The following is a 16,986-nucleotide window of genomic DNA, read 5'->3' as shown; positions in this document are numbered from 1 at the left end:
CGTATATCGATGGTGGACGATACAGGGATTGAACCTGTGACCCCTACCGTGTCAAGGTAGTGCTCTCCCGCTGAGCTAATCGTCCGAGGCGGAGACGGGAATCGAACCCGTGTACAGGGCTTTGCAGGCCCTTGCCTAAGCCACTCGGCCACTCCGCCAGCGATTCCCGAATACTAGCACCCGGGAGTCTGGCCTGAGCCCAAGGGGCCCTCTGCCGAGCGGATGACGAGACTCGAACTCGCGACCCTCACCTTGGCAAGGTGATGCGCTACCAACTGCGCTACATCCGCATGCTCCGAAGGATTCTTGGGACTTTACCCTTTTGGGGCTTGCCGTCCCGGTCTTCCTCGGTGCGAGAGGAACTTTATTACATGCCCCGCCGCGGAATCAAATCGGGGGGTGCCAGACCCCCTGGCGGGCCCGCTACCTGCGCTTCTACGTCAGATCGGTCGAGATCAGGTGGGTCAGTGCCTCGTCCACGTCGACCCACAGGTGTTCGTTGCCGGGCACGACCACGTCATAGGTGCGGTCGAGGAAGTCGGCCAGCTCCTGCGCGGACGCCTCGAACATGGCGTGGCCGGACGGGGAACTCAGTTCGATCACCACGACCTCGGGGTCGTCGGCCGCCGGGCGGATCCGGACGTCACCGTCCCCGGCGTCGGCGATCAGGCCGTCGGCCAGGAGGTCGCGGGCGTAAACCCACTCCACCCACCCGGCTCGGCCCGTGCGGAACGCGGCCACCACCGCGTACGGGTCCTTCGTGTCGTAGCGGAGTTCGACCTGGACCGGCACGGCCGGAGTCCTCGGTGCCAGGAGGTCGAACACGGCTGTTGAACGGAGTGTCACGTGGTCATTGCGCATCGTCGTTACCCTCTTCTCCCTTCCCGGCCAATGGAACGACCGAGCTCTCTACTTGTGACGTGTATGTGGCGAGGAACGCTCGACTCCTGAAGGTTTATCACCCGTTCGGGTCTACACCGTTCCGCTGGGCGACCACCTCGATGCGTTCCGTGTCCGGTCCGATCCCACCGGGCCCATCTTGCTGGGTTTAACCTGAACCCGGTACCGGCTGTTGCGCGAATGTTGGACGTGAGGACCTCTCTGGTGGCTGACGCACCCGCCCCGGCGCCACGCCGCGAACCCGACCGACCGCCTCCCGACGCGGAGCTCGTCGAACGGGTCTCGGCAGGCGACCGCGCGGCGTTCGGTGAACTCTACGACCGCTACGCCAAACCAGCGTACTCACTGGCCAGGCGCATCTGCGTCGACCCCGGCCTGGCCGAGGACGTCGTCCAGGAGGCGTTCCTCGCCCTGTGGCGCAACCCCTCCGGCTACGACCGCGCGCGCGGCGGCTTCGGCACCTGGCTGATGACCGTCGTGCACCACCGCGCGGTGGACGCCGTGCGCAGGGAGAACACGCAGCGCAAGCGGAACGTGCCGCTCACCGACGAGGTGTCCGAGCACAACGTCCCGTCCTCCGCCGGAGCCGACCAGGACGCCCTGACGGGCGTCGTCGGTGCCGAGGTGCGCGAGGCGTTGCAGCGGCTTCCCGAGGACCAGCGGCAGGTCATCGCGCTGGCCTACCTCGGCGGCTACACGCAGATAGAGGTCGCGGCACTCACCGGCATCCCCCTGGGCACGGTGAAATCGCGCACGTTCGCGGCCATCAGGAGGCTGCGGACGACGTTGCACGCGGTGTGGGCAGGGGAGACCGGCGGCGACACGCCGGGCAGGACGACGGGAGCACGACGGTGACCGGGGAGCAGAGGGACGACCGGTGCCCCCAGGAGGAGCTCGCGGTCGGGTTCGCGATGCACGCGCTCGAACCGGACGAGGAGGCGCGACTGCGCGCCCACCTGCCGGAGTGCGCCCGCTGCCGGGAAACCGTCCGCTCGGCCGAGGAGGTGACCGCCGCCCTGGGCTCGTCGGTCCGCCAGTACGACCCGCCGGACCGCCTGCGCACCAGGCTGATGGCCGCCATCGAGGACGCCCCCCAGGAGCAGGTGCGCCGGGCCCCCGTCCACCGGGTCGCGCAGCAGGTCGTCGAACCCGTTCCGCTGGAGCCGCGTCGACACCGGCGTGCCGGGTGGGCCCGCAAGGCGCTCGCCGCCGCGGCCGTCCTCGTGGCGGTGGTCGGGATCGGCGTCGTCGGGGTGCGGCTCAACCAGCTCGGCGACCAGGTGGCGGCCCAGGAAGCGCGCGCCGACCGGCTGGAGCGGGCCCTGGACCTGGCCGCCGACCCGTCGGCGAACCGGGCCGTGCTGCGCACGCCGTCCGGTGAAGCGGTGGCGGTCCTCGTGTCGACCGAGGACTCGGCCGCCCTGATGCCGATGCACCTGACGTCCAACGACACGACGAACCAGGTCTACGTGGTGTGGGGGGCCAGCACGCCGGCCCCTGTGGCGTTGGCCACGTTCGACCTCGGCGGCGACACCTCGGACGTGCAGGTGCTGGCGTGGTCACCGGACGCGCACAAGCACAGCCTCTTCGCGCTCTCCCTGGAACAGGGGCGCTCGATGCCCCCGGAGCCGAGCGACGTCCTGGCGTCCGGCCAGGTCGGGCCCGCGTGAGGCGTGCCATGGGCGATGATGTGCGCATGACCACGGAACAGCGCGAGAACACCCCAGAGGAAGCGGGGCGCCGCCACCGGTTCCGCCGCAACCCCGCGCTGAACATGGGCTACCGCATCGGCGTGGGCGTCGTCGGAGGGCTGGTGCTGGTCGCCGGCATCGTGATGATCCCGTACCCCGGTCCGGGCTGGCTCGTCGTGTTCGCGGGACTCGCGATCCTGTCGACCGAGTTCGAGTGGGCGGGGCGCGTCCTGAAGTTCGCCAAGCGCTACTACGACGCCTGGGTCGAGTGGCTGAAGCGGCAGAACGTCCTCGTGAAGGCCCTCGTCCTGGCCGCCACCGGTCTGGTGGTCGCGGTCACGTGTTGGCTGCTCGGCGCGTTCGCCCTGGTCGGAGGCTGGTTCGGACTCGACTGGGCCTGGTTGGAGAGCCCGATTTTTGGTTCGCGGGGATGATGTTGTAAGGTATGGGCACACCGCGAGAGCGGGGGACGAAAACAGAACACGGGCGTTTAGCTCAGCGGGAGAGCGCTTCGTTCACACCGAAGAGGTCACTGGTTCGATCCCAGTATCGCCCACAGTGTGTTTGTGCAGGTCAACGGCTCGTAGACGATCTTCGTCTGCGGGCCGTTGATCGTTGCGGGGAGCAAATTGGGAGCAAAAGATCTTGAACACACTTGCTGCTCCGAAGAGGTCAGAGGGGTTTGCTCCCATTCTGCTCCCAGCGGGCCTGGAGTCCTTCGAGCATGGCGTCGATCATCGGGCGGGTGACGTGGGAGTAGACGCCCATGACGCCGCGGAACTTGTGCCCGATGCGCTTGTGCTGGAGGACCTCGGGGACGCCGTCCTCGATGAGCCAGGTCTTGTGGGTGTGGCGCAGGTCGTGGAAGTGCATGTGCGGCTTGATCGGCGGCCGGCCCGACTTCGAGTCACCTTCCACGGCGGGTAGCCAGACCCGGCGGCGGAAGTTGGATCGGCGGTGCAGGCCGCCGTCGACGCCGGTGAACACGAACCGTGCGGTCGGCTTCTCGCACCGCAGTTCGACGAGCAGTTCGGCGAGGAACTTCGGTAGATGCACGGTTCGTACGCTGACCGGTGTCTTGGGCGGGCCGAGTTCGAGCTTGCCGTGCAGCTCGTGCAGCGCGCCGTCCTTAGCGTCGATGCGGATCTCGTGCTTGTCCAGGTCCACCCTGTGCTTGCCGAAAATAGCATCCATGCAGGTCAGGCAGCGTGATGGTATTCGTTGAGGATGCCGCCCAGTCGTTGCCGTTGGCGGATGTCAAGCTGGCTGAGCGCTGCTTGGTCGGTGGTCGGTGGTGGCAGCGCGTGTAGTGGTCGGGCGTTGGCGATGCCTTGGTGAGGTCTGTGGGTGTTGTAGAACTGCTCGTAGTCGCGCAGTGCGTGGAGCAGGTGCCGTTGGTTCCAGATCAGCGTTCGGTCGAGGAGTTCTCGACGGCAGGTCCGGATCCAGCGTTCCATGATCGCGTTCATGCGCGGGATGCGGACTCCGCTGAGGACGACCTGGATGCCGGCGTCGGCGAGGACGGTGTCGAACAGGACGGGGAACTTGCCGTCGCGGTCTCGGATCAGGAACCGTGCGGTGCTGCCCGCGTCGTCGAGGTCCATGGCGAGGTTTCTGGCGGCCTGGGTGACCCAGGCCGCGGTCGGGTGCGCGGTGGCGCCGAGGATCCGGATCCTGCGGCTGGCGTGCTCGATCACCGCGAGCACGTACAGACGGGTGCCGCTCAACGTGGAGGTCTCGAAGAAGTCGCAGGCCATCAGGGCGTCGGCTTGGGAGCGGAGGAAGGCCGACCAGGTCGTCGAGGTGCGTTCAGGTGCCGGATCGATGCCGGCGTCCTTGAGGATGCCAGACGGTGGAGGCTGCGATCTTGATGCCGAGCACGAGGAGTTCGCCGTGGATGCGGCGGTACCCCCAGGCGGAGGTCTCGCGTGCCAGGCGCAGCACCAGTAGCCGGATCGAGCGGATGGTTCGTGGTCGGCCGGGCCGCTTGGGACGGGATCTGGCTGCGTGGCGGCGGGCGGGGAGGTCGCGGTGCCATCGCAGCACTGTCTCCGGACGGACCAGCAGTCGGAGCCGACGAAGGGTGTCGACGGGAAGTCGGTGCAGCAGTGCCGCGAGGAACGCTCGATCGCCGGGAGAGAACCGCGGACGGGCGTTACCCAGTTGACGTTCCAGGATCGTGATTTGGTGCCGCAGCGCCAGGATCTCCACGTCCTTGTCCCGATCGCTCATGGGCAGCAGGCGCAGCAAGGCGAACGCGTTGGTCACGCCGAGGTAGGCCAGTCGGAGCAGCACAGCCGGTCATCATGCCGCGTCGCCCGACGAGCCCGTGGAACACCAGCATCCTTGCGGGCCTTCCCGAGCCCGTGTCCTGAGTGCGCTTCTGACCTGCATGGATGGAGTTATCGGCAGGCACAACCACCACGCCGCCTGACCTGCACGGACGACATTTTCGGCAAGCACAGGGGCCGACCACGCGTGGGTCGTGGTATCGGACCTGGCGGGTGTTGGCGGTGGACGGCACGACCTTCGACGCGCCGGACACGCCGGAGAACATGGAGCGGTTCGGCCGGCCGGGTAGTGGCCGGGCGGCGGCTCGTGGGGATCGGGTGGCGTTTCCGCAGGTGCGGGTGGTGGCGGTGGCCGAGTGCGGCACTCACGCGATCACCGCGGCCACGCTGGGTTCGATCACGGTGGCGGAGGCCACGCTGGCCCGGGACCTGTTTCCCGGTCTGGGTCGGGGCGAGTTGTTGATCGCCGACCGTGGGTTCGCCGGGCTGCCGTTGTGGCGGGCGGCGTCGGCGAACGGGGCGGACCTGTTGTGGCGGGTGCGGTCCAACATCGTGCTGCCCGTGCGCGAGGAGCTGCCGGACGGGTCATACCTGTCGGAGATCGTGGCCACCGACGACCACTACCGCCGTAAGGATCCGGTGACGGTGCGGGTGGTCGAGTACACACTGGACGATCCCGCCCGTCCCGAACACGACGCGCCCTACCGGTTGATCACCACGATCCTCGACCATCACAAGGCCCCTGCACGCGAGTTGGCGGCGTTGTACTGCCAACGCTGGGAGATCGAGACCGCGCTGGACGAACTCAAGACCCACCAACGCGGCCCCGGGCAGGTGCTGCGCTCCCGCTCGCCCGACGGTGTCGAGCAGGAGGTCTGGGCGCACCTGCTGGTGCACCACGCGATCCGGTCGCTGATGCACACAGCCGCCGTCGGCGCCGGCCTGGACCCCGACCGGCTCTCGTTCATCCGCAGCCTGCGCCTGGCCCGCCGCCAGACCACCGCCCAGGCAGCCTTTTCCCCCTGACCGATTAGCCCACGCCCTACTCGACGGGGTCCACGAGATCCTGGCCCGCCTCCTGCCTCGACGGCGACGGCGCAGCAACCCCCGCGTGGTCAAGCGCAAGATGTCGAACTATAAGCTCAAACGCGCCAAGCACCGGACCTGGCCACAGCCCACCCGCCACCCCGCCGAGACAGTCCGGATCGCACCGCACTACCGCACCGTCTCCGCCAACAAGCAGCGCAAACCACTCTAAGTCACTGGTATTGCTACTAAGACAGCACGGCGAGGCTCCAGTTAGGGCATCGGATCTTGGTGACTGCTGTCCTACCGGGAGCCTCGCCCGTCCGCAGCCACCTGTTCAGCCTGTGCCGTGACCTGCATCGTCACAATTATAAGGGCACACTTACGGCAATCTACAGGCAGCCAAATTTTTTGCTCCGACAGCCCGCCTTGCTCTCGATCATATTCAGTACGGGCCTAGGAATCGTTCACCGTTGAAATGGATCATGTGTGTCGGTGCATCGGCACACCAGACTTCGGTCTCCCAAGCGATGTTTTTGAGTTCTTTGCGCATCTCGACGCGACTGGGGAAACAGGAGACAAAGACAAGGCCTGCTGTACTGCCCGCGAAGAGCGTTTGAAGCTCGCCGTGTCGCTTCGCGTCAACCGGGCCGTGATTGGATGCAGCCTCCATGAGGACGAGCCAGTTCTTGTCCGGAAGATAGACTACGAGGTCTGGCATCTTGCCGTGCTTGTCGAATGCCAGGCCGAGGTCGGCAAAAGCTTCCTTCTCGAAGCGTAGCATCTTTTTTTTGGCGTCACCGATGTAAAGCGCTTTACCGCCGGGAGTGAATCGCGGGCAGAAGTTCTCTATCATCTCGCGGAGGAGTTCATTCTGTCCGCCAGGGCTAAGCTTCAACTCCATCCCCCCGGGCCACGTCAGGGGGATCAGGTTCATCGCTCGATCTGCTGCATACGTTGCTTGTAGGCCCGGCAACTCAGCGAGATAGCCCTCGAGTTCGGCCTCGAATTGCTCTGTTCCGAATAGGCGGATCAAAGCGATAGCTCGATCGGTCAATTGATAGCACCATTTCGGGGAATTGACCGGCCTCAATGGGTTATCGGGGTTCTGTTGAATCAAATATGCCGGCTCGGCGAATTGGTGAAGCGTCCGCCTTCGAATCGTTTCCCGCGTATTTGGCTTGTAATCTTTCCCGTGGTGCTGCCGAAGGAAGTCCATTATATCGACCGTGCGCAGAATTGGGTTAGTTGCTTCGGGCCACGGCTGGCCAGGACGGAGGTTGGCCAAAGCGAGTAGAACAAGGGATGACCGTTCGTTACTGCGTTCAGCATCAAAATTGAGCGCTTTCAACAGCTGACTAGCCTGGGCCACCGAATCGCCCTGGACCTTACCCACGTCGCCGTCTCCTGCTACGTCTTGTTGCTCGATACCCAATACGACTTGCTCGACCAGTTGATCCAGCTCATGCTGTTTCGGCCACTTTTTACCCTCGAGCATTGCGCCCAGGCGTACAAGAGTTTCGTGATCTGGGTATCGCATGTTACGTAGGTCTGTGGCGTTCACCTGCGTATGTCCGCTGAACTGGCGGAAGTAGAGATCGAGCTTCTCCGAATTGAGCCATGCGGTCAGTCCTATGGCAAGAAGAGGGCTGATGCCATGATTCTGTGAATGGATGACGTTAAGGTGATTTTCGAACCCGACCATGGAAGTTGGGGAGTCTTCCGCCCGAAAAACGCAAGCTACAACGCGTCGAGCCTCTTCCTTGGAACTGAGGCGCTTGACGAGGACGTAGTAACCGCGTGGCAAAAGAAGCTTCTCTGTAGCTGCGTTATGAGCGATAGCGTTATTCTTCTTGAAATCCTGCAAAGGCCAGTTGATGCAACCCTGCTTGAAATGTTGGGGGTAAATAAGCGGTACGGTTCCGGTTTTCGGCTGCGCGTGTAGGTATTCGGTTGCGCGAAAGTCGACAACGCGACCTGTGGAGGCGCTGAGCTGAAGGTCTTGAAGGGTTACTGGCAGCTTTGCGACGAAGCTGCTGATAGTGTCATCGTCACCGTCGGTGGGAATACGGAGAAATTTCTCCGGATCACCTGGGTGTACGACTTCTTCGTAGGGTACGCTCCTTTCGTAAATAGCATCGTCGTATCCTCGACCGGTTGCGATCTTTACTTTCTCTGGCCGGTGGCCACCCGTTGCGCTAAAGATGACCGTTTCTTGCAGAACGGCAGAGTCTGCGAAGAGTGTGCCGCGCTCGTGAAAAACGCAGATTGTGTCGATCCCGACCATTCTCAGAAGTTCTTTGCGGAAGTCTCGGAAATATGTGCCGTTGCAGAAGCTTCGAGGCGTGATGGCAACGAGCTGGCCGTTTGGAGCGAGGAGTCGGCTGGCCAATGCTACAAAAGCGGCGTACAAATTGGGTACCTCAACACCCAACATCGCCAGACTGTGACGGGCGCTCGAGCTGCGTGTGAGCTTGCCGTAAGGAGGGTTCTGGATGACTACGTCGTAGCGCGTGTCGCCACTAAAAGCGGAAAGGCTGCCACCTGCATGTGCCGTTCCCCAGTTAATGAAGTCGTCGTTCACTAGATTGAATGTAAGTTCTACACCGTGATCGGAAGCGGTATTTCTGCAATCGTCGAGAGTCTCATGCAAGGTGGCAACAAGGGTTTCGTCGACCTCTACAGCCGTTACAGCGATCTTGAGGTCTGGGCGCTCACGGATGACGCGGGCGACCAACGCCGCAGTGAGTACTCCGGCACCTGCTCCCGGATCAAGGACGGAGATCGTACTGACCTGATCGAGCCGCGGTTGTGCTGCGATCAGCTCTGCAACCTTGCGTGGAGTGAAGAACTGACCGAGTTGCCTGCGGCTCGTGGCAGACAGATCAGCACTAGCTTGCCGCCTACGAGCCTCGACCCTGGCGAGTAGGCCATCAGAAGATCCTGGAACGTCGACGCTGATGGTCATCCGCAGAGCATATCCGCTTGGGGAAGGTGAGGAACGTGCGGCCTAGGTCATGTCCGGGGTCGTTGGTCGGGATGTCCGGGTTTCTAGTGGATGTTGGCCGTGGTGAATGGGCTGATCTTGAGTGGGTGATAAGGAGCGTGTGCGGTGCCAAAAGTCGGCCGCATGGCTTGACCTGCGGTTAGGCTGCTGTGGGTTCGTATTCGTTGATGAGGCCGCCGAGGACCGGTCGGTGACCCGGCCTTGCGATCGGCTGGTCCGGCAGTGGTGGGGTGAGTTGCAGTGCTTGGTGTGGTCGGCGGTGGTTGTAGTGGGCCGCGTAGCACACGGCGAACCGTTGAGGCGGCCACCCGGTGGCCGAGCTTGAGCAGCTCACCCTCGATTCTGCGGTAGCCCCAGCCCGCGTTCTCCCGGGCCATGCGTTCGATCAGCGCCACGGTGGTGTCGTCGAGCGGCGGTCGGCCGGTGCGGTTCGGGTAGGTCCGCTTCTTCGCGATCAGGCGCCGGTGCCATCGCAGGATGGTTCCCGGTGTCACCAACCTGTGCTCGCGCAGTGACCGGAGGAGTCGGCGAACCAGCGCGGCGAGCACCGCGCGATCGGCCCAGTCCAACCGCGGATCTGGGTTGGTGCGGCGCAGTACGGCGACCTCGTGCCGCAGTACCAGCAGTTCGACGTCCTTGGCCGCGGAGGACCGGCCGAGCAGGACCAGCCAGTCACTGAGCCGGACGAAGATCAGGTACAGCAGTCGTAACGCCACACCTCACGATTATGCCCGGGAGGTCCAGCGTGCGCGATCGTCGCAGCTCAGCATCCCAGTGCAGAGTTCTGACACCCCACAGGCTATAGAGGCAAGTTTGTCTGCGACCTCAAGCGACATCTGACCAGCTTGTCATACGCTCGACCAGTCAACCAGAGACCCTGGCAACCAATCATGCCGCATCTCAGCTTGACTCTGTCGGTGATCTTGGTCGCTGCTGTGTCAGCTGGCGGCTCGCCAGGAATGCAGGCGCGGGATGTCCTGCTGATCGAGGTAGTCCTGGAAGGCCGTGGATGGTCGTGCGGGCGCGCTTGTGCCGGGAGGTTGCCGGCTGAGGCGTTCGATGTTGACCGCGATGGCGGTGAGCACGTGCTGTAGGTGGGTTTTGCTCTGTCCTCGGTAGCGGCAGCGGCGCATGCCATGACCGTGGGTGAACTCGAAAATGGTCCCCTCGATGCCGGAACACACCGCGTAGCGCTTGTGCCAGGCCGGTTCCTGTCGTTCGGCGCGGTTGGGCAGCTGCAGTTCGAGCAGTTCCTTCGGAGGGAAGCCCACGCTGCGCGAGGAAGCACGGGAGGTCGTGCACTGGGTTCGGACCGGGCAGGGTTGGCACTGGCCCTTGGTGAAGCGGGCCACGATCAGCGGGGCCGCGGTCGGCGAGGATGTCGGGTAGGGGCCGTGCCAACCCTTGCTGACCTGTCCCTGCGGGCAGGTGACCTGGCGGCGGTCGAAGTCGATACGGAAGTCGTCGCGGGCGAAGCCCTCGCCCTTGCGGTGCTGGTGGGTGGGGTTTGCAGGCAGCGGTCCGACAACGGTGACCTGGTGTTCGCGTTCGGCCCGCTCCAGGTGGACCAGGGAGGTGTAGCCGCCGTCGACCAGATGCCGGTCCGGGCGTAGGCCGCGGTGTTGCAGTCTGGTGTGGATGCCGGGCAGGACTCCGGCGTCGGAGCTGGTGGCGGGCATGGTGGCCACGTCGGTGATCACGTTAGGGCTGTCGCCGGAGCAGGTCTCGGTCACGTGCGCGAGGAACCCCTGCCAGCGGGTGACCTGCCCACGACGCGCGTAGCGCACCGTCGGGTCGTGGGGCGAGACGATCCGAAGCGCAGACGGCGGCAGACCGCTGCCCTGCTCGTCCTCACGCCATCGCAGGCGGCCCGTGGTGTCCACGTAGTAGTTCTGCACCAGCACCTGCCGCAGAGCCTGGACCTGGAAGACGTCCAGCAGACCGGGATGGTTACGGCTGAGGTGTTCGAGCAGGCGGTGGGCGTCCGCCCCGGTGGCGTTGATCCTGGTCTTGGGCCGGGTCGGGTTCTTGCCCAAGCGCACGGGGCGGCCGTAGCGGCGGCCCCAGTCTTCCTCGACCAGGCCGTGCAGCGCGTGGTCGGCGACGCGGGCGAGTTCCTCCAGGGCCGCACGCACCGCCTCTGTCACCAATTCGAGGCGGGTCAGGTCGCGCACGGCGGCCAGGACGTGGGTGGAGTCGGTGCGTTGGGTGGTGCGTTCGCGGACCAGTCCGACGTCTTTCAGACGGGCCAGGGCGACATCCAGCAGGTGGTCCGCCCGGCCGGCCCGCAGGAGGCGGTCGCGGAAGTCGCCGAGCACGCTGTGGTGGAAGCCGGGGTCGTCGAGTTCGAGGCCGAGGGCGTACTTGAAGTCGATGCGGCAGCGCACGGCCTCGGCGGCACCGCGGTCGGACAGGCCCAGCAGGAACTGCAGCACGCTCACCGTGGCCAACTGGGCAGGGGAGAGCCCGGGACGTCCGTTACGCGAGTAGCAGTCGGCGAAGTCCTCGTCCCTCCACAGGCCGTCGAGGTGGTCACGCACCCACATCGCCGTCGTACCACCGGGATTGCTGGCTCGCGCCATCCGCGCGGTGAGCTCCGGAACCTCCACCGCAAACCTGGGACCGACCGGTAACGACATCTGACCCCCTCAGGGAGCATTGCGACTTCACCGACTCCCTGAAGCCTCGCTGTTACCTACCGGTCACCCCCCACGACACACCGACCGTTCCAAGATCACCGACAGAGTCAAGCTCAGACCGAGCATCGCTTGGCTGGGGCATCCGCATGTAAGGGCTCTGCGCCATCCCGTCGACCTGGCGTAGCCCTATCACGCCCGTTAAGGAGCTGCGGCATGCCACGTAGCTGAGTCGGACGGTGCCAAGCTCGCAGGCCCTCGACGGGAGTGATAGCCCTCGTAGAGGTCGACGGGATGGGGGTCTGTCAAACGAGCGGCTTTGACCCGTAGTCGGTGGTGACGCTGGGTATCTGTCAGGGTAGGAGGATGCGGTGGCGGAGGAGGTCGAATCCGGCGCGTCCGTGCATCTGTCTCATGATCCTTTTGGTGCGGGTGTTGCCGCCTTCGGTGCGGCCGTTGTGGTAGGGCAGGGTGAGGGCGGCGTCCACAGCGGACCGGTCGATCTCCAGACCGTTGGTGAGACTGCGCAAGTACGGTAAGTCGGCGGCGCGGGCCTGCGCGATCCACTCGGTGAGTTTCGCGTCGTTGCCCGCGGCGGGTGTCAGCAGGGCGGCGAAGCCGCGCACCAGGCTGACGAGTGCGGTCATCTCCGGGCAGGCCGCGGTAATCTTTCCAACAACTCCGTGTCCTTCGGGCGCAGGTTGTCGGGTTTGGTGAGCAGGAGGCTGCTCGCGTGGCGGGAGGTGGTGACGGGGCGCTCGCCTTCGGCGCGACCCTGGTTGAGATAGCGAACCAGCAGGTTGGCACTGCCGGTGTAACCCGACTCGCGGATCTCCGCGAGCAGGCGGGTGACCGGGACCGCGGGATCGGCCGCGCGGCGGGCGCGCAGATGCTCGCGGTAGGGGTCGACCAGCGTCGGGCGGTAGGTCGGGCGATGCGCGTGGTGTGCGGTTCGGGCATGCGGGCGTAGCGTTTGACGGTGTTCAGGGCCACGCCCAGGCGCCGTGCGCAGTCGAGCAGGCCGACCCCTTGATCGAGCAGCTCGTGGACCTTGTTCCAGCGCTCGCGGACGGTCAGCTCGTGCACCCCGCCGGGGCGGGACGGGTTGACCGTGGCCCAACATCCGGCGTGCGCGCGGACCTCGACCAGGACCTTGTCGCAGAGATTTCGCCACAGGTGCCATCGGTCGCTGACCTGCACCGCGTCGGGCAGGGCACGTCGGACGGCCTCGGCGTAGGTGGCCGAGCCGTCGCGGCACACGACCTCGACACCGGGATGCCCGCGCAGCCACGATTCCAGGGTGGCCGCGTCGCGGCCGGGCAGGACCGCGACACGTCGACCGGTCTCGGCGTCGACGACGATCGTGGCATAGCGGCGCCGCCGACGCAGGGCGAAGTCGTCCACGCCGATCACCCGCGGAACCGTCAACCCGGGCAGCGGCAGGCGCCATAGGTGGCGCATCGCCGTGCTGCGGGAGGCGGGCATGGCGAGAAGGTCGATCAGGCGCGCGGCCGCCCTACCGCACAACTCCCGCGCCACCTGGGATATCTGCCGCACGAGCCGCACCGTGCGACGCTGATGGCGCTCCACCAGGCCGGGAACCTGCTCTCGAAACGTCTGCCGCGGGCAACCCCGAGCCGCGTAGACCAGCCGCCGGGCACGCAGGTGCACGACGACCCGACGGCCGTCGACCGGCACGTCCTTGAGCGTCCGATGGTGATACAGATCTTGAAAGACCAGGGTTGATCGTGTGGTTCTCGGCGTGTCCTGAGGGGTTGTGATCGATGGGTGGTCTACGCAGGGGTGATGAGGTACGCGGATGGTGGTGGTCTGTCCGAGCGGGGCAGGGCCAAACGCGAGCAGGTCCGGTTACAGGCGGCGGAGTGGTTCGCCCAGGACGTGGCGGCTGCGGAGATCGCCCGTCGGCTGAGGGTGTCGACCAACGCGGTCTACACGTGGCGGCGTCGATGGCGTGTCGGAGGCGAGGCCGGGTTGGCGTCGAAAGGGCCGGGCGGGTCGTCGTGCCGGCTGGACCAGCGGCGATTGGACCGGCTGGCCGAAGCCTTGGAGCGCGGTCCCGCCGCATACGGGTTCGGTGAGGACCAGCGCTGGACCCTGGCGCGGGTTTCCGATCTGATCGCCCGGCTGTTCCGCACCCGCTACACGCTGCGCGGGGTGTCCTATCTGTTGCACCGCATGGGTTTCTCCCCGCAGGTGCCCGCCCACCGGGCGATCGGGCGCGACGAGGAGGCGATCGCCACCTGGCGGAAGGAGGCATGGCCGGCGGGAAAACGGTAGCGGCGCGGCGGGGCGCCTGGGTGTGCTTCGAGGATGAGGCCGGTCAGACGTTGCGCCCGCCGAAGAGCCGGACCTGGGGTCGACGCGGACGGACTCCGATCGTGGCGGTGTCGGGCAAGGGCTCGGGCCGGGTCTCGATCGCCGGACTGGTCTGCGTCCGACCCGGGCACCGGTCCCGGTTGATCTACCGCACGGTGGTCCACCGCGGCCGCAAGGGTGAACGGCGCAGCTTCGCCGAGACCGACTACGCCGCCCTGCTCGACGCCGCCCACCAACAGCTCGACGGCCCCATCGTGCTCATCTGGGACAATTTGAACACCCACACCAGCCACGCGATGCGCGCCCTGGTCGCGGCCCGGGACTGGCTGCACGTCATCCGATTACCGCCCTACGCCCCCGAACTCAACCCGACCGAGCACGTCTGGTCACACCTCAAGCGCGGCCTGGGAAATCTCGTCGTCCACGGCGTCGACCACCTGGTCTCCATCGTGAAGAACCGACTCAAGCGGATGCAGTACCGGCCCGAGCTGATCGACGCCTTCTTCGCCCACACCGGGCTGGACCTCGAGCTCGAACCGCCGTAATGCCAGCTTTTCAAGATCTGTACTGCTGCAGCGCTGGTGGAGATCATGGTCGGACAAGCCCCCACCCGATGACCTGCAGCAACTACTCGACACCCTCGCATAAGGACAGGGCGTCAACCTCTACATACCTCCATGAAGTTAACAAACTACCGGTAGCCCTCGACCCGACCGGCCTCCAACGCGGCCACCACCCGCAACCGCAGCACCTCACGCTCCGCAGGCGACAACCGATGCGCACCCCCGACCTCGATCACGATCGATCAACCTACCGGAAGGCGATCACTTTCGGCTCAAATAAGCGCTGTGCGTACCGAAAATATCGTTCGTACTGGTCAGGTGGCTTGGCGGTGCGTGAGGGACCGGTTCCCGATCGGGATTCGTTGCGCCACCTGGGTTCGCTGGCACCGCGGCAACTTCCTGACCAGGGAGAGATCGACACACTCGTCGAAAAGATCCTCGATGTGGTATACACGTCTGAGTGAACAACATCCGCGTTGGAGTTTGTGAGGTGCTGGTGTTCCTCCCGGCGCTCGACATGGGCGCAGGACGTACATTCGACGCTACCTCGACGATCATTGCGGCTGTCAAAGCCGCAGGCCTGGGCAGGCACCCATGAACTTCGTGACAGGGGGTGTGCCTGATGCGTTCATTCAACAGGCGATCGAAATCCGAAAAGATCGAGATCGGCGCTACCGAAACATCTACAAGGAAGAAGTCAGTGATCTCAGATGGGTGGGTGAAATCGGCGAGATTTGCTTCGATAAATGGTTGAAAATTAACACCACTCTGCCCGTGAAGTGGATCACGGAGGATGTCGCAGGGAGTGCCGACTTTCTCATCGGTGACACTTCTGTAGGAATGAAGACTGTAAAGAGAAAAGGTCCTGTCGGACCTGGGTTCACTGCGCAGATTACGGCCAGGCATGCCGAGGAGCCGGTCGACCACTTCTTCTTTGCTTCTTACATATATCCAAGGAAGGAACTGCAACTTCTGGGCGGAATAACCAGGGCAGACTTCCTCGGGGCGGCCATATACCATGGTGCGGGATCAAGAGTCCATTCGCATTACACAGTGCGAAAGGGGCATGAGATTTACAATATTGAGATAGAAGAATTGACCCCCCCTTTGAAATGGATTTCTTCCTTGGGGTAAGTTTAGTGCATTGCATATTTTGATACGATGGTGGCACTTGTCAGCCGAACTGTAGGGCAGAGCTGGGGACCAAATTGGTCCCCAGCTCTGCCCCGTATTCGCGAGTAAGGCGGTGTCATGCTGCCGAGATGGCGATAGGTGCCGCTCTGACCTGGGATGATGACGTTTGCGACGACGTAATCAGTCCCGGGAGAGGCAGGGTGGCGTCAAAGTCCTGTTTCAGGATGTCAGGAGCAGTTCGACGGGTCGGTTGAAGTCGCGTGCGTGGTGTCGTAGGGCGGCGGCGATGTTGGTGTGACCGGTCAGTCGGAGTAGGCCGATGGCGGTGTTGCGCAGGGTGGCCATGACTTGTGGGGCGGAGCCGGTGTGGATCCGGCTGCAGTCCTCGTCGAAGTCGACGTCGCGGATCCAGTGCAAGCGGTTCTCGATCGTCCAGTGAAGTGATCTCAACGAGTTTCAGGTGAGTCGTCCGTGTTCGAAGTGGGTGAGTACGAGGGCGGCTTTGACGATGTCGCCGATTTTATTGAGCCGAAAGTGTTCGATTGCCTACATGTCGGCGTAGCGGACGTGCGGGGCTGTGCTTGCCGAAAATGTCGTCCGTGCAGGTCAGGCGGCATGATGGTATTCGTTGAGGATGCCGCCGAGTCGTTGCCGTCGGCGGATGTCGAGTCGGGTGACCGCTGCTTGATCGGTAAGGGCTGGCGGCAGCGTGCGTAGTGGTCGGGCGTTGTGGATGCCTTGGTGGGGTCGGTGGGTGTTGTGGAAGCGCTCGTACTCGCGCAGGGCATGCAGCAGGTGCTGCCGGTTCCAGATGAGAGTGCGGTCGAGGAGTTCGCGGCGGCAGCTGTGGATCCAGCGTTCCATGATCGCGTTCATGCGCGGGATGCGGACTCCGCTGAGGACGACCTGGGTGCCGGCGTCGGCGAGGACGGCGTCGAATGGTGCCGGGTACTTCCCGTCGCGGTCGCGGATCAGGAACCGCGTGTGTCGGCCCTCGTCGTCGAGGTCCATGGCGAGGTTTCTGGCGGCTTGGGTGACCCAGGATGTGGTGGGGTGTGCGGTGGCGCCGAGGACTCGGATCCTGCGGCTGGTGTGCTCGATGACCGCGAGCACGTGGAGGCGGGTGCCGTTCAGGGTGGTGGTCTCGAAGAAGTCGCAGGCCGGTAGTGCGTCGGCTTGTGAGCGGAGGAAGGCCGGCCGGGTCGTCGTGGTGCGTTCGGGTGTCGGTTCGATCCCGGCGTCCTTGAGGATCTGCCAGACGGTGGACGCGGCGATCTTGATGCCGAGGACGAGGAGTTCGCCGTGGATGCGTCGGTAGCCCCAGGTGGGGTTCTCGCGTGCCGGGCGCAGCACCAGGAGGCGGATCGAGCGGATGGTTCGTGGTCGGCCGGGCTGCTTGGG

15 protein-coding genes, 4 tRNA genes and 2 pseudogenes are annotated in these 16,986 nt (G+C 64.8%); 8 read left to right on the top strand and 13 right to left on the bottom strand.

The window, feature by feature from the left end; translation table 11 throughout:
• Positions 1 to 10 precede the first annotated feature (10 nt).
• The 4 genes from CKY47_RS07970 to CKY47_RS07955 all read right to left on the bottom strand — a co-directional run bounded on the left by CKY47_RS07970 (position 11) and on the right by CKY47_RS07955 (position 861).
• Positions 11 to 85, bottom strand: a tRNA-Val gene (locus CKY47_RS07970).
• A gap of 1 nt (position 86) precedes the next feature.
• Positions 87 to 158 (bottom strand) — tRNA-Cys (locus tag CKY47_RS07965).
• Positions 159 to 217: 59 nt separating this feature from the next.
• A tRNA-Gly gene (locus CKY47_RS07960) sits at positions 218 to 290 on the bottom strand.
• A 145-nt stretch (positions 291 to 435) separates the two neighbouring features.
• Complete coding sequence (locus CKY47_RS07955; RefSeq protein WP_306745026.1) at positions 436 to 861, bottom strand: SsgA family sporulation/cell division regulator; 426 nt, start codon at positions 859 to 861, stop codon at positions 436 to 438.
• Positions 862 to 1,104: 243 nt separating this feature from the next.
• Here CKY47_RS07955 and CKY47_RS07950 point away from each other — a divergent pair, with 243 nt between their 5' ends.
• The 4 genes from CKY47_RS07950 to CKY47_RS07935 all read left to right on the top strand — a co-directional run bounded on the left by CKY47_RS07950 (position 1,105) and on the right by CKY47_RS07935 (position 3,147).
• Positions 1,105 to 1,755 (top strand): RNA polymerase sigma factor, encoded by a 651-nt coding sequence (locus CKY47_RS07950; protein WP_306745025.1) that lies wholly within the window; start codon positions 1,105 to 1,107, stop codon positions 1,753 to 1,755.
• On the top strand, positions 1,752 to 2,570 hold the full coding sequence (locus CKY47_RS07945) for an anti-sigma factor (protein WP_306745024.1): 819 nt from the start codon (positions 1,752 to 1,754) through the stop codon (positions 2,568 to 2,570). Before CKY47_RS07950 ends, CKY47_RS07945 begins: the two co-directional genes overlap by 4 nt.
• A 26-nt stretch (positions 2,571 to 2,596) precedes the next feature.
• Positions 2,597 to 3,025: a TIGR02611 family protein gene (locus CKY47_RS07940; RefSeq protein WP_306745023.1), complete on the top strand. Its 429-nt coding sequence runs from the start codon at positions 2,597 to 2,599 to the stop codon at positions 3,023 to 3,025.
• Between the two features lie 50 nt (positions 3,026 to 3,075).
• Positions 3,076 to 3,147: transfer RNA gene (locus tag CKY47_RS07935), tRNA-Val, on the top strand.
• 116 nt (positions 3,148 to 3,263) lie between these two features.
• Here CKY47_RS07935 and CKY47_RS07930 read toward each other — a convergent pair.
• The 3 genes from CKY47_RS07930 to CKY47_RS07920 are packed head-to-tail and all read right to left on the bottom strand — an operon-like array spanning position 3,264 to position 4,886.
• Positions 3,264 to 3,785, bottom strand: a complete 522-nt coding sequence (locus tag CKY47_RS07930) for a tyrosine-type recombinase/integrase (protein ID WP_306745022.1) — start codon at positions 3,783 to 3,785, stop codon at positions 3,264 to 3,266.
• 5 nt (positions 3,786 to 3,790) lie between these two features.
• Entirely contained in the window at positions 3,791 to 4,348 is a 558-nt protein-coding gene (locus tag CKY47_RS07925; RefSeq protein WP_306745021.1) for an integrase core domain-containing protein, read from the bottom strand.
• Positions 4,349 to 4,400: 52 nt separating this feature from the next.
• Complete coding sequence (locus CKY47_RS07920; RefSeq protein ID WP_306745020.1) at positions 4,401 to 4,886, bottom strand: helix-turn-helix domain-containing protein; 486 nt, start codon at positions 4,884 to 4,886, stop codon at positions 4,401 to 4,403.
• A gap of 101 nt (positions 4,887 to 4,987) precedes the next feature.
• Here CKY47_RS07920 and CKY47_RS07915 point away from each other — a divergent pair, with 101 nt between their 5' ends.
• Positions 4,988 to 5,908 (top strand): IS4 family transposase, encoded by a 921-nt coding sequence (locus CKY47_RS07915; RefSeq protein WP_306745019.1) that lies wholly within the window; start codon positions 4,988 to 4,990, stop codon positions 5,906 to 5,908.
• 445 nt (positions 5,909 to 6,353) lie between these two features.
• Here CKY47_RS07915 and CKY47_RS07910 read toward each other — a convergent pair whose 3' ends face one another.
• The 4 genes and pseudogenes from CKY47_RS07910 to CKY47_RS07895 all read right to left on the bottom strand — a co-directional run.
• Positions 6,354 to 8,876, bottom strand: coding sequence for a BsuBI/PstI family type II restriction endonuclease (locus CKY47_RS07910; RefSeq protein ID WP_306745018.1), 2,523 nt, complete (start codon positions 8,874 to 8,876; stop codon positions 6,354 to 6,356).
• 83 nt (positions 8,877 to 8,959) lie between these two features.
• Positions 8,960 to 9,631, bottom strand: a complete 672-nt coding sequence (locus CKY47_RS07905; protein WP_306745017.1) for a hypothetical protein — start codon at positions 9,629 to 9,631, stop codon at positions 8,960 to 8,962.
• A gap of 222 nt (positions 9,632 to 9,853) precedes the next feature.
• Entirely contained in the window at positions 9,854 to 11,524 is a 1,671-nt protein-coding gene (locus CKY47_RS07900; protein WP_306745016.1) for an IS1182 family transposase, read from the bottom strand.
• A gap of 380 nt (positions 11,525 to 11,904) precedes the next feature.
• Positions 11,905 to 13,273 (bottom strand): annotated as a pseudogene (locus CKY47_RS07895) (ISL3 family transposase); the annotation flags it as partial.
• 84 nt (positions 13,274 to 13,357) lie between these two features.
• Between CKY47_RS07895 and CKY47_RS07890 the strand changes: the two are divergent.
• The 3 genes from CKY47_RS07890 (at position 13,358) to CKY47_RS07880 (ending at position 15,585) form a co-directional block, all read left to right on the top strand.
• The gene (locus CKY47_RS07890) at positions 13,358 to 13,849 is read left to right on the top strand and encodes a winged helix-turn-helix domain-containing protein (RefSeq protein ID WP_306745015.1); all 492 of its coding nucleotides are present in this window, start codon (positions 13,358 to 13,360) and stop codon (positions 13,847 to 13,849) included.
• A complete protein-coding gene (locus CKY47_RS07885) occupies positions 13,828 to 14,433 on the top strand; it encodes a transposase (RefSeq protein WP_306745014.1) in 606 nt (201 codons plus the stop codon). Before CKY47_RS07890 ends, CKY47_RS07885 begins: the two co-directional genes overlap by 22 nt.
• 612 nt (positions 14,434 to 15,045) lie before the next feature.
• Entirely contained in the window at positions 15,046 to 15,585 is a 540-nt protein-coding gene (locus tag CKY47_RS07880) for a hypothetical protein (RefSeq protein ID WP_306745013.1), read from the top strand.
• A gap of 219 nt (positions 15,586 to 15,804) precedes the next feature.
• On the opposite strand, the pseudogene CKY47_RS07875 reads toward CKY47_RS07880, so the two are convergent.
• Together CKY47_RS07875 and CKY47_RS07870 are read right to left on the bottom strand one after the other, a co-directional pair.
• Positions 15,805 to 16,023: pseudogene (locus CKY47_RS07875) on the bottom strand (ISAs1-like element ISMul1 family transposase); the annotation flags it as partial.
• 168 nt (positions 16,024 to 16,191) lie between these two features.
• Positions 16,192 to 16,986 (bottom strand): integrase core domain-containing protein (locus CKY47_RS07870; RefSeq protein ID WP_306745012.1); only part of this gene is annotated, 795 nt, incomplete at its 5' end.

It is taken from the genome of Saccharothrix longispora (genome assembly GCF_030852425.1).
In the GTDB taxonomy this organism is placed as follows: Bacteria; Actinomycetota; Actinomycetes; order Mycobacteriales; family Pseudonocardiaceae; genus Actinosynnema; species Actinosynnema longispora.
This window is presented reverse-complemented; position numbering and strand designations above follow the sequence as displayed.

Bases quoted from the DNA above. Each gene is read 5' to 3' on its own strand.
- CKY47_RS07880 (WP_306745013.1), top strand. From the start codon at position 15,046: ATGAACTTCGTGACAGGGGGTGTGCCTGATGCGTTCATTCAACAGGCG.
- CKY47_RS07940 (WP_306745023.1), top strand. From the start codon at position 2,597: ATGACCACGGAACAGCGCGAGAACACCCCAGAGGAAGCGGGGCGCCGC.
- CKY47_RS07890 (WP_306745015.1), top strand. From the start codon at position 13,358: ATGAGGTACGCGGATGGTGGTGGTCTGTCCGAGCGGGGCAGGGCCAAA.
- CKY47_RS07915 (WP_306745019.1), top strand. From the start codon at position 4,988: ATGGAGTTATCGGCAGGCACAACCACCACGCCGCCTGACCTGCACGGA.
- CKY47_RS07955 (WP_306745026.1), bottom strand. From the start codon at position 861: ATGCGCAATGACCACGTGACACTCCGTTCAACAGCCGTGTTCGACCTC.
- CKY47_RS07930 (WP_306745022.1), bottom strand. From the start codon at position 3,785: ATGGATGCTATTTTCGGCAAGCACAGGGTGGACCTGGACAAGCACGAG.
- CKY47_RS07885 (WP_306745014.1), top strand. From the start codon at position 13,828: ATGGCCGGCGGGAAAACGGTAGCGGCGCGGCGGGGCGCCTGGGTGTGC.
- CKY47_RS07925 (WP_306745021.1), bottom strand. From the start codon at position 4,348: ATGGCCTGCGACTTCTTCGAGACCTCCACGTTGAGCGGCACCCGTCTG.
- CKY47_RS07910 (WP_306745018.1), bottom strand. From the start codon at position 8,876: ATGACCATCAGCGTCGACGTTCCAGGATCTTCTGATGGCCTACTCGCC.